This is a genomic window from Chitinophaga tropicalis (assembly GCF_009758205.1).
Lineage (GTDB): Bacteria > Bacteroidota > Bacteroidia > Chitinophagales > Chitinophagaceae > Chitinophaga > Chitinophaga tropicalis.
On record NZ_WRXN01000001.1, the window covers coordinates 342752 to 357224 of the forward strand.

16 protein-coding genes are annotated in these 14473 nt (G+C 45.9%); 2 read left to right on the forward strand and 14 right to left on the reverse strand.

Annotation, left to right across the window (positions count from 1 at the left end; genetic code table 11):
* Positions 1–22: 22 nt before the first annotated feature.
* Entirely contained in the window at positions 23–922 is a 900-nt protein-coding gene (gene meaB, locus GO493_RS01475) for a methylmalonyl Co-A mutase-associated GTPase MeaB (protein WP_157304288.1), read from the forward strand.
* Here meaB and GO493_RS01480 read toward each other — a convergent pair.
* Positions 919–2163, reverse strand: a complete 1245-nt coding sequence (locus GO493_RS01480) for a chloride channel protein (RefSeq protein WP_157304289.1) — start codon at positions 2161–2163, stop codon at positions 919–921. The two genes, meaB and GO493_RS01480, sit on opposite strands and share 4 nt — an antisense overlap.
* A 270-nt stretch (positions 2164–2433) precedes the next feature.
* On the opposite strand from GO493_RS01480, the gene GO493_RS01485 reads away from it, so the two are divergent.
* Positions 2434–2691: a DUF2024 family protein gene (locus tag GO493_RS01485; protein WP_157304290.1), complete on the forward strand. Its 258-nt coding sequence runs from the start codon at positions 2434–2436 to the stop codon at positions 2689–2691.
* Positions 2692–2744: 53 nt separating this feature from the next.
* On the opposite strand, the gene GO493_RS01490 is transcribed toward GO493_RS01485, so the two are convergent.
* The 13 genes from GO493_RS01490 to nrfD all read right to left on the reverse strand — a co-directional run bounded on the left by GO493_RS01490 (position 2745) and on the right by nrfD (position 14405).
* Entirely contained in the window at positions 2745–2954 is a 210-nt protein-coding gene (locus tag GO493_RS01490) for a hypothetical protein (protein WP_157304291.1), read from the reverse strand.
* Positions 2955–2977: 23 nt separating this feature from the next.
* Complete coding sequence (locus GO493_RS01495) at positions 2978–3547, reverse strand: DUF420 domain-containing protein (protein ID WP_157304292.1); 570 nt, start codon at positions 3545–3547, stop codon at positions 2978–2980.
* A gap of 129 nt (positions 3548–3676) precedes the next feature.
* Positions 3677–4363 (reverse strand): SCO family protein, encoded by a 687-nt coding sequence (locus tag GO493_RS01500; RefSeq protein WP_157304293.1) that lies wholly within the window; start codon positions 4361–4363, stop codon positions 3677–3679.
* A 129-nt stretch (positions 4364–4492) separates the two neighbouring features.
* A complete protein-coding gene (locus GO493_RS01505) occupies positions 4493–4900 on the reverse strand; it encodes a cytochrome C oxidase subunit IV family protein (RefSeq protein WP_157304294.1) in 408 nt (135 codons plus the stop codon).
* A gap of 51 nt (positions 4901–4951) precedes the next feature.
* Entirely contained in the window at positions 4952–5626 is a 675-nt protein-coding gene (locus GO493_RS01510) for a cytochrome c oxidase subunit 3 (protein ID WP_157304295.1), read from the reverse strand.
* 31 nt (positions 5627–5657) lie between these two features.
* Positions 5658–6212, reverse strand: coding sequence for a cytochrome c oxidase subunit 3 (locus tag GO493_RS01515; protein ID WP_232538714.1), 555 nt, complete (start codon positions 6210–6212; stop codon positions 5658–5660).
* A 40-nt stretch (positions 6213–6252) separates the two neighbouring features.
* Entirely contained in the window at positions 6253–7128 is an 876-nt protein-coding gene (gene cyoE, locus GO493_RS01520) for a heme o synthase (RefSeq protein ID WP_232538715.1), read from the reverse strand.
* A gap of 80 nt (positions 7129–7208) precedes the next feature.
* Positions 7209–9032, reverse strand: a complete 1824-nt coding sequence (locus tag GO493_RS01525) for a cytochrome c oxidase subunit I (RefSeq protein ID WP_157304298.1) — start codon at positions 9030–9032, stop codon at positions 7209–7211.
* A 102-nt stretch (positions 9033–9134) separates the two neighbouring features.
* A complete protein-coding gene (locus GO493_RS01530; protein WP_157304299.1) occupies positions 9135–10193 on the reverse strand; it encodes a cytochrome c oxidase subunit II in 1059 nt (352 codons plus the stop codon).
* Between the two features lie 97 nt (positions 10194–10290).
* Positions 10291–11499, reverse strand: coding sequence for a quinol:cytochrome C oxidoreductase (locus GO493_RS01535; protein WP_157304300.1), 1209 nt, complete (start codon positions 11497–11499; stop codon positions 10291–10293).
* 41 nt (positions 11500–11540) lie between these two features.
* The gene (locus GO493_RS01540; protein WP_157304301.1) at positions 11541–12185 is read right to left on the reverse strand and encodes a c-type cytochrome; all 645 of its coding nucleotides are present in this window, start codon (positions 12183–12185) and stop codon (positions 11541–11543) included.
* 78 nt (positions 12186–12263) lie between these two features.
* A complete protein-coding gene (locus tag GO493_RS01545; RefSeq protein ID WP_157304302.1) occupies positions 12264–12857 on the reverse strand; it encodes a DUF3341 domain-containing protein in 594 nt (197 codons plus the stop codon).
* 69 nt (positions 12858–12926) lie between these two features.
* Positions 12927–14405 carry an NrfD/PsrC family molybdoenzyme membrane anchor subunit gene (gene nrfD, locus GO493_RS01550; protein ID WP_157304303.1) on the reverse strand — a complete coding sequence of 493 codons (1479 nt, stop codon included), beginning with the start codon at positions 14403–14405 and terminating at the stop codon, positions 12927–12929.
* Between the last annotated feature and the right edge of the window lie 68 nt (positions 14406–14473).

Below are 14473 nucleotides of genomic sequence, written 5' to 3' on the forward strand. Positions count from 1 at the left end.
ATGAATTGCGTAATTTCGAAACATGCATCACTCTCTTTTAACCTCGCTCCTTCATGGTGACATAAAAGCCCTGGCACGTTGCATTTCCCTCACGGAAAATGAAGCCGTAGGTTATGAACAGCTGCTGGAAAGCCTGCCACCTGTAGAAGGTACACGGGTGATCGGAGTGACAGGACCACCGGGAGCCGGTAAAAGCACCCTGGTAAATGCCCTGATAGGATTCCTGCTTGACCGGCAGAAACGTATCGCTATCATTGCTGTAGACCCATCCTCTCCTTTTAATTACGGGGCGCTTTTGGGCGACCGTATCCGTATGGCCCAACATTTTAATGATCCCAATGTATTTATCCGCTCCATGGCCAGCAGGGGAGCATTGGGAGGGCTCAGCCCCAAGATCATAGAAGTGAGTGACCTGGTAAAAGCTGCCGGCTTTGATTATCTCTTTATTGAAACAGTAGGAGTAGGGCAAAGTGAAGTGGAAATTGCAGGTGTCGCCGACACTACTATAGTGGTCGTAGTCCCCGAAGCAGGAGATGAGATACAAACTATGAAAGCCGGGCTGATGGAAATAGCCGACATCTTTGTGGTAAATAAAGCCGACCGGGATAATGCAGACGAGTTTGTAAAGAACCTCCGGCTGCTGGCGCATACCCGGCAGAAGGAAACCTGGGAAATACCCGTACTTAAAACCATTGCCACAAAAGAAGAAGGACTGGCCGCACTGGTTACAGCTATAGATCATCACCGGGACCAGGTAAAAAATGACCGCCAAAGGCATGCCTTACTGCTGGCAGAAAAAGCCTACCAGCTATTACAACACCGGAGAATGAAAGATATAACCCGCAAACAACTGCAGCAGCACATCCTGCAGCAACTTTCATTAGGAAAGTTTAATCTTTATCGTTTTGTAGGAGATATTTAGTTCATTGAGGCCTTAATATCCGCTTCCCGCAGTACTCCCTTCTTCCTGGCCAGCAGGAACACTACCAGGTAAGAAGCTGCACTTGCACAGATCACCGGTCCAAGCAAATCCGGTTCATGTGTAAGTTCTATTATCAGCAGCACAGCTGCCGGCAGTATACGCAATCCTCCCGCCAGCATGGCTGCCATTCCGGCCAGCACACCAATCATCATATCCAGGTGTAATGAAGGCATTGCCCATTGTATAAGGAGAATCAGCAACATCCCTAAAGCACCTCCGGAAGTCATCAGAGGTAGCATACTCCCGCCAGGCACACCTGCTGCAATTGACAACATCGCCAGCACCAGCTTGATCAGACCCAGTATTACCAGGAAACTGAGCGTCACATGTCCGTCAAACAGCTTGTCTATATCCTCGAAAGGTGCTCCCGCCAGTTCCGGAATATAAAATATACTGATGCCAATTACCAGGGCAGCTACGACCAGCGTCAGCCAGGAACGGTTAGCAGGTATCTTCTCAAACAGAAACCGCAAACCGGCCTGCACCCTTTCTGCCAGTGTTGCAAACAAACCAATAAAAAGCCCCATTACCAGGTATCCCAGCAAAGACGGAACATCAGCAGATACTACTGACATCAGTGCCCATTCGTCATATAAGTAATGTAATCCACCGCCTATAGCCACACCCAATACAACAGGTAGAATGCTGGTCAGGGTCAGCTCTGTGAGCAACAATTCCACTACCAGGAATAATGCCGCAAGAGGAGTACCAAACAAGGCGGCCACACCCGCTGCCAGGCCAGCTACTGCAACAATTTCCCTCTCTTTCGCCTGGGGTAGCCCCTTTCGCATGCCATCACGCAGTACTTTACCCAGACTGGTCACTACCCCATCATGTCCCAGAGGCGTCCCTGTTATTACAGCCACAAACACCATGAGTGGCTGCAGTAATATCCGCAGATTACCTGACCTGATACGCAACATAGCTATTACCAGCCCCGCACCAAACAACGGTACGATCACCGTCAATGGTCCCATTTTATCCGTGGAAAAAACCAGCATTCCCTTTTTTAGAATACCCAATGCAATAGCAGAGGCGCACACTGCAGTAACTACAGCGCCCAATAACACCCGTTTTAACTGCAGGGGACGATTACCGGCCGGCTGCCGTTCCGGCAAAAAACTTATAGGAGATATTACAGGTATGCCGCCGCGTACAAAGGTTTTAAGGATGGTTCTCAACGTGCTGTTTTTCCGGCAAAATAAGTATTAATTACGACTGCATAAATGTTAATGACCGGTTAATAAATAAAATGATTAACCATACATTAACAAATAGGGTCTGCGTTATAACATATAAATCAGCTCTTTAAATAAGATTTGCCTTTCTTTCACCTGCGTTTTCCCTACTAGCAAATAAGATGTTAAAGATTTTTCAGGTTTCATCCGGTTAATCATTTTTGTATCAACCTTAATAATCCATTACCGTACACCACTAAACCTTTAACCATTATGGAAGTTGCTATCTTTGACACCTACGTAAAACGCCGGGAAGGCGGCTACATGCATTTCGACATTATCGTTTCTGCAGACACTAATTATGAAAGTGTCCTCACTTTTGGAAACGCATACCTTAAATCCAAATCTATTGACCGGCAATCCGTTTCCGCTAGGGACTGTCGTTTCTGTCATATACAGGAAACCGTTCCAGTCTGGGAACAGAATATCAGGCAGCATGGCTATCACATTTATGAAATGGAAGGCTGCTAAAAAAAAGTCCTGCCACCTGGCAGGACCTTTCTCTATATCTTCCGCAAATTACGTTATGACTGACGGGCATTCCTCCAGTACCGGAACCCCAGTATACCAATAATGACCAAAGGCGTAACAGCCAGGTAGAGAATACCATTATTCAACCCCTTCGCGGGGCCTTCTCCCAGCTGCTGAGCCGTTTTTGTACAAAGAGAGCACTGTGCCATTGTCTGAACACTGAAGCACAGCATCAACACTATTATCTGCCAGATCTTTTTCATACTATAAAATTAAGTAATCCTGATCAATAATAAGGAGAGATCATCACATATACTATCACCCCTGTTATAGCTACATAAAACCAGATAGGCCATGTAATACGGGCTATCTTCTTATGCTTCACAAAATCAGACTGAAACCCACGCAGCAAGGTAAACAATACCAGCGGCACTATCACGATAGCCAGCAGAATATGCGTCAGCAGGATAAAGTAATAAAAATAGGCAGAACCTCCCACTGCAGCCTTTTCCGCCGCGTCTATTATATGGTCATGGTTTATATCGCCGTATTTGGTGCTCTCTGTAAAGAAGTGATAAGTAACATAAGATACCAGGAAGAGAGCAGAAAGCGCTACTGCTATCAGGTTAGTGACCTTATGCGCTTTAACCTGCCCCCGGCGTATGAAATAAAGACTTCCCAACAGCAGCACAGCTGTAGTGGAATTCAATATGGCATGGAACAATGGCAGTATGTATACATTAAATCCCGCTTCAATGTTTGGACGGGGTAAATAGAAAAGAATGGCTACCACTACCGGTATTGCTATTGAAATTATGGCGATCGGCGTATTCAGGTTCTTACTCTTTATATCCATAGCAGTGTTTAGTTTTATCTGTAAAGTAAAAAGTGAAATATGAGCGCTTCAAAGCGTCTTCATATTTCACTCTTACATTTAATTTTCATTTTCAATTTTTTAGAACATGTGTTCACATGCCTGCTTAAACTATTCTGTTGTAGAGAAAAGCCTTTTTAGTAATCCTGGCCTGTGCTTGTCTTTCTCCAGGTGCAGTACGGCAATATCATTCGCACACTTACGCACCGCATTTGAATCCAGTCCATCGTAATATCCGCGGATATGATGGTCCTTATCAACAAGGATCAGTTTCTCCGTATGAATAAAATCATCCGGTCCGCCATCTCCCTGCGTAACACTCACAAATACCTGTTTCCTCGCAAACTCATAGATCTCTTTCTTACTGCCTGTAAGCAGCCACCAGTTATCCGGATTGATGTCATGCTTCACACCGTACATACGCAGCGTCTCTGCAGAATCCCTTTCAGGATCTACAGTGATTGAAAGAAGTTGCAGTAAAGTATCATTCTTGATATATGCCTGTTGTATTTTCTCCAGGTTTCCCATCATGCGTGGACATATGCTTGGGCATGATGTAAAGAAAAAGTTGATCAGCAATACCTTGTCAGGCAGGTCACTCAGAGTAACCTGTTGCCCCAGCTGGTTGGTCAGCTTAATATCTTCCACTGTATGAAAAACACTGTCATAGACAGTCTTCCCATTCTTCACCACTGTATCCACACGCTCAAAAATATAGTAAGCAGGGATAGGCACTACATTTTTGCCATAGTGGTCCACGATCAGGTAGCCTGCTAAAGGCACCAGTATCGCCAGCATTAATCCTATGAGTCCTGTTCTGGAAATGGCCCAAAAAATTTAAAGGTCCTTAAAAAAACTTACGCTTTACAAATACCGGCCATCAGAAGGATAACACAGCACCTGTAAAGCGTAATATATAAAGTTGTTTTAGTGATGTGCTTCCTCGTTGGTAACCTTTACCTTTTCAACAGGTGCAGGAGTACCGGGAGACAGGTTTTTACGCATGTTCTTCCATGAATCGCCATCAGCCAGGAAAGCAATAATGAACCATACGAACAGCAGTAAAGGTATCAGGATCGTCATGATCAGGTTCCTGATCTCATTACGTAAGTGCATGAATTCAGCAACGATAAAGAACGCCTTCAGTACTGTAAGGCCAACAAAAACTGAGTTCAGCAACCATTTTGGAGGAATGCCTGTTTCCAGGTGAAGGAATGCCAGACCAACTTCTATAATTGTGATCACTAATAATATCCAGAAGGTCTTCCAGATACCCTTGGTGGAAGCATCATGTACGTGTTCCTCGTGTACCGCTTCTGTATGTGTATGTGCCATTAGTTTTTCGCTTTTAAAGTTCCGATTACAAATTCTTACTGACGTGTACGATTAGAGCAGGTAGAAGCAGGTAAATACAAATACCCATACCAGGTCTACAAAGTGCCAGTATAAACCAACTTTCTCAACCATTTCATAGTGACCTCTTTCCTCATAAGTACCTTTCAGTACGTTTGCCAGGATCACAATGTTCAGTACCACACCGGAAGTTACGTGCAAACCATGGAAGCCGGTAATAGTAAAGAAGAAGTTAGTGAAGTTGGTAGATGCCTGGGTACCATCTACGTTCAGGAACGGATTTTTACCCCACCATGCACCTTCATGGAACAGATGTGTCCATTCCCATGCCTGACAGGCCAGGAAAGCGCTACCGCCAATGATTGTCCATGTCAGCCACTTTGCTACAGCTTTACGGTCTCTCATATGACCAGCATGTACAGCCAGTACCATTGTTACAGAGCTCATGATCAGGATGAATGTCATTAAGCTCACGAATACCAGTGGCAGGTCTGCATGGCCCATGAGTGGGAATGACTTGAACACGGCATTAGGGTCAGGCCATGAAGGGCTCATGAAGCGGATAGTACCGTATGATATCAGCAATGCTCCAAAAGTAAAGACATCTGACATCAGGAAGTACCACATCATCAACTTGCCGTAGCTCACATTAAAAGGAGAATGTCCCCCGGACCACCATTTTTTCTTCGCTGTAACTGCTGTATCCATTGTTTGATTTGTAAATTAATTTTTAGAAAGTTTATCTGGCTATACTCAGAAATATCAACAGGTAGATCCACAACGCATCCACAAAGTGCCAGTAAGTGGCTGCTACTTCAATCGGCACCGGACTGTAAGTACGTACCCTGGTGCGGAACGCCCTGGCAAACATAACCAGCAGGGCCACTACACCACCTAATACGTGCAACAGGTGTACACTCACTATTACATAGATGAAAGATACCGATGCTGGCCCGTTCAAAGGAAGCCCCTGATCATTCATCTGCTTAAACCCTATCCACTGGCACACTGCAAATGCCACGCCCAGGATAGCTGTAAGCGTGATCAGCTGCTTATAACGCTGCATGTGCCGGTTACGGAACTGCATTACCGACATCTGGATGGTTACACTGCTGGCCACAATAATGGCAGTAGAGATCCAGAAGATCATCGGCAATTGAAAAGTGTACCAGTTAGCCTGCGAACGTTTTACTACATATGCACTTGTAAAACCTATAAACATCATAGTAATACTACCCATAGCTATCCATAGGGAGTACTTGTGCGGATGTATCTTATTTCGTTGTAAGCTCATTGCCTGCATCACTCTTCTAAATTGATTTCAAAATATTTAATCAGATCTTATCTGCCAGTAAGGCCAGCTGCATAATGGTCAGGTAGATATAAGACCCGAACATCAGCTTCCTCGCCGAAGGTACATCACATTTCCTGTACAGGTTAATAGCACGGTACAGGAAGAACAATGTCACCAGTATCACTACAATAGCAGAGATCGGACCGCTGATATGAAAGAAATATGGTAATAATCCCGCGGGCACCAGCAACAGCGTGTACATCACCGCTTGCAACGCGATCAGCTTGTTCGGCTCACCACTGCCTGGCAGTAATTTGAAACCGGCACGGCTGTAATCTTTATGCCCTATCCAGGCAATTGCCCAAAAGTGAGGGAACTGCCACAGGAACTGGATGCCAAACAGAGACCATCCGCCTTCACCAAGTTCATTGGCGCCGGCAGCCCATCCTATAAGCAGCGGCATCGCTCCGGGTATAGCGCCCACCAGCACAGCCAGTGAATTCCATTTTTTCCATGGCGTGTACACGAAACCATACAACACCAGGGATACCAGGCTCAATATAGCACACAGCAGGTTAAAGCCCCAGGCCATGATCACCAGTCCGGCTACTCCCGTTACAGCCGCTACAATAATAGCTTCTGTCTCAGACATCCGGCCGGCCGGCAGAGGACGTACCGCCGTACGCGCCATCAGCTTATCTGTTTCCTTCTCCAGCAACTGATTGATGGTATTGGCTGAACCAGATACCAACAATCCGCCGGCAAATAAAATAAGAACTTTTATCAGTGAAAACTCAATACCCGGCACCAGCAGATATCCCACCACACTTGAAAACACTACCATAAAGGTCAGATTAAACTTCATCAGCTGAGAGTAATCTTTCACTTTACTGGCTACTGCATACGATGACGACAATTTTATGGAGTTTTCTCTTATCATTTCTTCAGTCCATGCCTATGGCCCATAGTCCATAGCTTGTCCAAAATTTCAATCTCTTAGTGACTTCCTTCAGCTTCTTCTTCAGGAGATAATGGTACAGTCTGCGGAATAAAGTCTTTTCCGTTCTTGCTGTAGTCATAAGGCCAGCGATGTACCTCAGGGATCTCGCCTACCCAGTTACCGTGACCAGGATTGATAGGAGTGGTCCACTCAAGAGTGGTTGCATTCCATGGGTTGGTCTCAGTTACTTTACGTCCTTTGAAAATGCTGTAGAAGAAGTTGAATACAAACAGCAGTTGTGCAGCAAATACCACGATCACCACAATACTGATGAAATGGTTCAGATCAGCAAACTGTTTGAAAGACTCCCAGCTGGAGTAATCATAATACCTTCTTGGCATACCCGCCATACCTTCATAGTGCATTGGCCAGAAGATCAGGTAAGCACCTGCCAGGGTAACCCAGAAATGTATGTAAGAAATAGTATTGTTCATGTAACGTCCAAACATCTTGGGGAACCAGTGGTATACACCGGCAAACGTACCGAAGAATGCGGATACACCCATTACAATGTGGAAGTGCGCAATTACGAAGTAAGTATCGTGCAGGTGAATATCGATAGAAGAGTTACCCAGCCAGATACCTGTCAGACCACCGGAAATGAATGTGCTCACAAAACCGATAGAGAACAGCATACCCGGAGTAAAACGCAGGTTACCCTTCCAGATGGTAGTGATCCAGTTGAACACCTTGATAGCAGATGGTACCGCAATCAATAATGTCAGCAACACGAAGAATGCACCCAGGAACGGATTCAGCCCCGTTACAAACATATGGTGCGCCCATACCAGGAAGGCCAGGATAACGATAGCGAACATAGAGCCAACCATCGCCAGGTAACCAAAGATCGGCTTGCGGGAGTTAACCGCCAGGATCTCAGATACCATACCCATCGCAGGCAGGATAATGATATATACCTCAGGGTGCCCGAGGAACCAGAACAAGTGTTGATACAGGATGGCACTACCACCTTCGTTAGACAGTGCTTTACCGGCAACGAACAGTTCGCTCAGGTAGAAGCTGGTACCTGCATGACGGTCAAACAGCAGCAGGATAAAACCAGATAATAATACTGGGAAAGAAAGTACACCCAGGATGGCAGTGAAGAAGAAGCCCCAGATAGTCAGCGGCATCTTGGTCATTGTCATACCTTTTGTACGCATGTTCAGAATAGTAGAAATATAGTTCAGACCACCCAGCAGCTGTGAAACAACGAACAGCGCCATACTTGTAAGCCAGAGGTCCATACCTATTTTAGAACCAATAGAAGCGTCTCCCAATGCACTCAGCGGAGGATAAGAGGTCCAGCCACCAGATGCAGGTCCTGTCTGTACAAACAGGGAACTCATCATCACTACGCTCGCCATGAAGAAGAACCAGTAGCTCAGGCAGTTCATGAAAGGAGAAGCCATATCACGGGCGCCTACCTGCAGAGGAATAAGCAGGTTGGAGAATGTACCGCTCAGACCAGCTGTTAATACAAAGAATACCAGGATGGTACCGTGCATTGTTACCAGTGCATAGTAAGCCTCCGGTGTAATACGTCCACCTTTCGCCCAATGTCCCAGAATGCTTTCCAGCCATGGGAAAGTAGCATCAGGGAAACCCAGTTGCAAACGGAACAGTACGGAGAAGAAAGCGCCGATGATAGCCCAGATAATACCGGTTATCAGGAACTGCTTGGCAATGGTTTTATGATCCATACTGAAAACGTACTTCGAAATGAAGCCGCCCTCATGGTGCTCATGGTCATCATGCCCATCGTGCGCGTGCGCGCCATGAACTACCTCCTTACTGTGCAATGTTGCTTCGTTACTCATAATCGGTGCTGTTTATATAAAACTGATGCCAGGGAGTACCGTTATCAGTTTGTATTATAGTTTTATGTTCCTGCGTCAATTAATTAATACTGCTCTGCAAATTTAGTGCTTCACGTCATTAGAAGCTACCACTTTCTGAGTGGAATCTGCTGCCGGAGCTTCAGTAGCCGGTGCTGCCGGTTTTTCCGGAGCCGGATGTGCCGCCGCATACTGAGAAACCTGTTTTGCAGCCCACGCATCATATTCAGCCTGTGTCTCAACCACTATGTTGGCCTTCATGGAATAGTGACCTGAGCCACACATCTGATCGCAGGAGATTTCATAAACAAAGTCAGCATTACCGGTCTTCTCTTTCATCTGCGCTGTGGTGTATTTAGGAGTGAACCACAGGGTAGTAGGGATACCGGGAACAGCATCCATTTTCAGACGGAAGTGAGATAAACCTACGTCATGTATAACGTCGCGGGAACCAATGATCAGTTTAACAGGTTTACCAACAACAAGGTGCATTTCTGTAGCCATGAAGTCGTCCTTGTTCAGTTCATCATCCCAGTCCTGGCCAACAGGATTGGTTGCATCGTTGATGTTTGTAAAGAATTTACGGCCCAGTTGTCCGTCTTTACCAGGGTAACGGATCAGCCAGTTGAACTGCTTTCCGGTTATCTCAACAACCATCGCATCTTTCGGTGCTTCAGAAGTGATACGGAACCAGTGCCTTAAACCGATAGCTACCAGGATAGTCAGCGCAATAGCAGGCACCACTGTCCATATTAACTCCAGTTTGTTGTTATGAGGAAAATAGAAAGCCTTCTGCCCCTCTTTCTCCTGGTATTTAAACGCAAACCAGAACAGAAGTATCTGGGTTATCACGAATACAATACCGGTGATACCCAGGGTCCAGGCTATCATGTTATCTATACCTTCACCCTGCACAGATGCAGCTTCACCATTAAGCCTGCCTTTCAGGGCATCGTTACAGTAGTATACACCTATCAAGCCCAGCACCAGGAAAATGATCAGCAGGAAACCATTTACACGGTTTGATTGCTGACGCGACTTCTTTTCCCCCTTCAATATGGACACATACTCGCTGGCCTTCGCAATCTGGAAGATGACTACGAATATGAGCACAACAACTAAGACTGCTAAATATCCTGACATTGCTATTTGAAATAATTAAGTTATCTAATGATGCTTTTCTTTTTTGACCAATCACTGCCTCCGGAGCAACCCGGACGGTCCTATTGCTTGCTTCTGATCAGGTATGGTGAACAATACTTTCTTTAAGATAAGGATGATTCTTTGGTACCAGTGCCGCTTTAGTCAGCTGATTGGCAACCAGGAGTATGATCAGACCAACAAAACCTACACCAAGACCAAGTTCGTACCATGGGAACACCAGTTCTTTATAAGTACCAGGTCCTACCATCTGCCAGAAGTCCATCCAGTGACCAGCAATGATCACGATAGAAATGAACACCATGGAAGAATAGTTACGCTTGGTATCACGTTTCATCAGGTAAAGTAACGGAGTGATGAAGTTGATCAGCAGGTTCAGGAAGAAAATAGGTCTCCATTCACCCCACACACGTGGTTTAAAGTAAACAATCTCCTCAGGCATGTTCGCATACCAGATCAGCATGTACTGGGAGAACCACAGGTAAGTCCAGAAAATGCTGAACGCAAAACAGAATTTACCCAGGTCATGCAGGTGCTCTTCGTTTACCATCGGCAGATAGCCATTACGTTTCAGGTAAACAACGAACAGAGTGATCAGCGCCAGACCAGATACCCATGTGCTGGCAAAAGTATACCAGCTGTACATAGTAGAATACCAGTGAGCATCAATACTCATCAACCACAACCATGGAGTGGTAGAACCAACACTCAGTGCATATATTACGATGAAACCACCGCACATTACGGTATTTCTCCAGATAATACGACGGCCGGTAGCAGGGGAAAGGTCCCATCCATCTTCCTCGATGGACATTCTGCGGAGTTTTATTGTAAAAAGGATCCATGCACCTATTGTCACAGCAGCAAATCCTGTAAACATTCCTTTATTCAGAAAGGCTGACTTCCAGGACAGGATCGGATCTTCAGCTACATGGTGCGCATTTATCCAGTGATAGATATGCTCCTTCTCCAGGAAAACAATCAACATTAATATTACGAACAGAACAGCTCCCAGGTAAGGAACCGCCATTGAAATAGCTTCCGGCACACGGCGGAAACCGATCTGCCAGCCACCATGCGCCAGTGTCGTAGCGCCTATAAAGAAGGTGCTGGCTAATACTATCAGCAGAAAGAAAGTACTGTTCTGCAACAGGCCAGCCCAGAAACGTGTAGAGCCATGCTCACCATGAAATGCAAATAATCCGATCAACAAAGTCAGCAAGCCGATTCCCATTAACACGAAGCTGGTCCTTTTTAATCTTGCCGGTACTACAAATTGGTCCTTCATTACTGTATATTAAAATACTTGATTGAATGCTAGTTTACTCATTATTTCGTTGCAGTGGAATCTGCCACAACAGGCGCAGGTACTGCGGCTGCTGCAGGTTTCGTTGTGTCACCGCCTAAAGAAGGGGCATTAGCACCGCCGTTCTGTACACTGCGTATATAAGCAGCCACTTTCCAGCGTTGCTCCCTGTCCAGTTGACTGGCGTAACTACCCATCGCATTATAGCCATAGGTCATTACATGGAACAGACGGCCTTCAGTATAGCTGGCCTTAGCACCGCTGGCCAGGTTGGCCGGAGCAGCTACATAAGGACCATTACCACCATTGTACAGCGGACCATTACCATCCAGCTTCGTACCATGGCAGATGCCGCAGTAAATGTTGAATAAACGTTTTCCTTCCTCCAGATCCGCTTTTGTCAGAATCAGTGGGTTTTTAACTGCGTTAGCCAGCGCTGTATCTTCAGCCTTCAGATGGTAAGGCAGCAATTCTCCTCTTTTTACTGTTCCTGGCACTGGTTTCAGTGACGAAACACGCTCGCTGTAGAACTCATATGCACGGGATTCATACATGTCAGGCATATAAATTCTGCCCGGCTTTCTGTTGTTTTCTCCCCTGTTGCACGCTGATAACAAAGCTCCACTTACCAAAGCAGCCGCGATCAATATGTTGGAAGTCCTTTTCATCTGTTTATTATAATTCAAGCTTATGTTCTATGTGAACCTCCCGGAAGTCTGCAAACCGGGAAGTTTTAAAATCTACGTTTATGCGTTTACAGTTCCAGCCTTCTGTTCAAACAGACGGTCTTCACGGTCATAACGACCATACCACCAGCCTGCTTCCGCTTTCTGTTCATTTATCTGCTGTCCGCCAACACTCGCCAGGAAAGCCTTCAGCTCCTCAGCGTTTGTCTTGGGAGTAACCTCTATCGCCATTACAAACAGATCATCTGTCTGACGGGGATGGAATATATGCTTCTTTACAAAAGGCATCAGCTGGCACAGGTAGCAGAACGTCAGCACCATACCTACCGCAGAGAATAATACCGTCAACTCAAAAGTGATCGGAATAAACGCCGGCAGCGGGAAGTGAGGCTTACCACCTATGTTCAAAGGCCAGTCTGAATTAAATACCCAGCTCATGCAGGATAATGCTGTAGTAGTACCGGTTATACCGTAAATGAAGCCGGCGGTGTGCAGGCTGGTTTCCCGCAAACCTAAAGCATGATCAAGACCATGCACCGGAAAAGGTGTATACACATCGTGAATCTTGTAGCCCGCAGTCCTGACCTTCTTTACTGCCGGAAACAATACCGCCTCATCATCGAAACTTGCTACAACAAAATTTTTAACCGCCATATGTTTAAAAAAATTCTAATTCTGAAATAAGTCCGGTCCTCTTACAGACCGGTGTTACCCTGCCAAAGATTAGTTATGAGCATGTGCTACCGCGCCATGTGTATCATGATGATGATCATCATGGTGCAGGCCTTTTTCAAACTGTTCAGCACTCTGCCCTTCATACTGCTCCATACCTCTCTTATAGTTCTCACCGGAAGTCTTCAGAATGCTCTTGATCTCAGCAACAGCAATTACCGGGAAGTATTTAGCGAACAGGAAGAAACATGTGAAGAACAGACCGAAAGTTCCCATATAGAAACCAACTTCAGGCCAGGACGGACGATAGTAACCCCAGCTGGATGGCAGATAATCACGGTACAGTGAAGTACAGATGATCACAAAACGCTCAAACCACATACCGATGTTCACAATGATAGACATTACGAATGTTACCGCAACGTTCCTTCTCATCTTCCTGAACCAGAACACCTGCGGAGTGATCACGTTACAGGTCATCATGATCCAGTAAGACCAACCCAGCGGACCAGCCGCACGGAATTTATAGAATGTATCGAATTCATAGGGAACAGCTGCATACCATGCCATGAACAACTCAGTCAGGTAAGCACAACCCACAACAGAACCCGTCAGTACAATTACCTTGTTCATTGCCTCCATGTGGCCCATAGTAATGTACTCCTCAAGATTTAATACCTTACGTACTATGATCAGCAGGGTCTGTACCATCGCAAATCCGGAGAAGATCGCACCCGCCACGAAGTAAGGAGGGAAGATGGTAGTATGCCAGCCTGGAATTACAGAAGTAGCGAAGTCAAAAGATACAATCGTGTGTACAGACAATACCAGCGGAGTAGATAAACCTGCCAGTACCAGGGACAAAGCCTCATGACGCTGCCAGTGTTTCGTAGAACCCGTCCAGCCGAAAGAAGCAATACCGTACAACAGCTTACGCAGTTTGGTTTTAGCCCTGTCACGCACTGTTGCAAAGTCAGGGATCAGACCGGAATACCAGAATAAAAGAGATACCGTGAAGTAAGTAGAGATCGCAAATACGTCCCACAACAGTGGAGAGTTAAAGTTAACCCACAGCGGGCCACGGGTGTTAGGATAAGGCAATACGAAAAAGGCCATCCATACACGCCCCATGTGGAAGATCGGGAACTGACCGGCACACATTACCGCGAAGATCGTCATCGCTTCTGCCGCACGGTTCACCCCTGTACGCCATCCCTGACGGAACAGCAGGAGGATCGCAGAGATCAGGGTACCAGCGTGACCAATACCTACCCACCATACGAAGTTGGTAATATCCCAACCCCATCCGATGGTTTTATTCAGGTTCCACACACCTGTACCATAGTATACCTCCCAGGTTACGGAGAAGGCACCAAAGGCCAGCAGTAATAAGGAAATGAAAAAGCCTACATACCACAGTTTACCAGGTTTCGCCTCAATAGGACTGATAATATCCTCTGTTACCTGGTGGTAATTCTTCTCCCCATCAACTAATGGTTCTCTTAGTGTGGATTCGTACTTTAAATGCATAATTCTTTAAGCTTTTACCCCTAACCTGCACTTTCATGCTGAATAAGGAGCTTTAATTGTTCTAAACT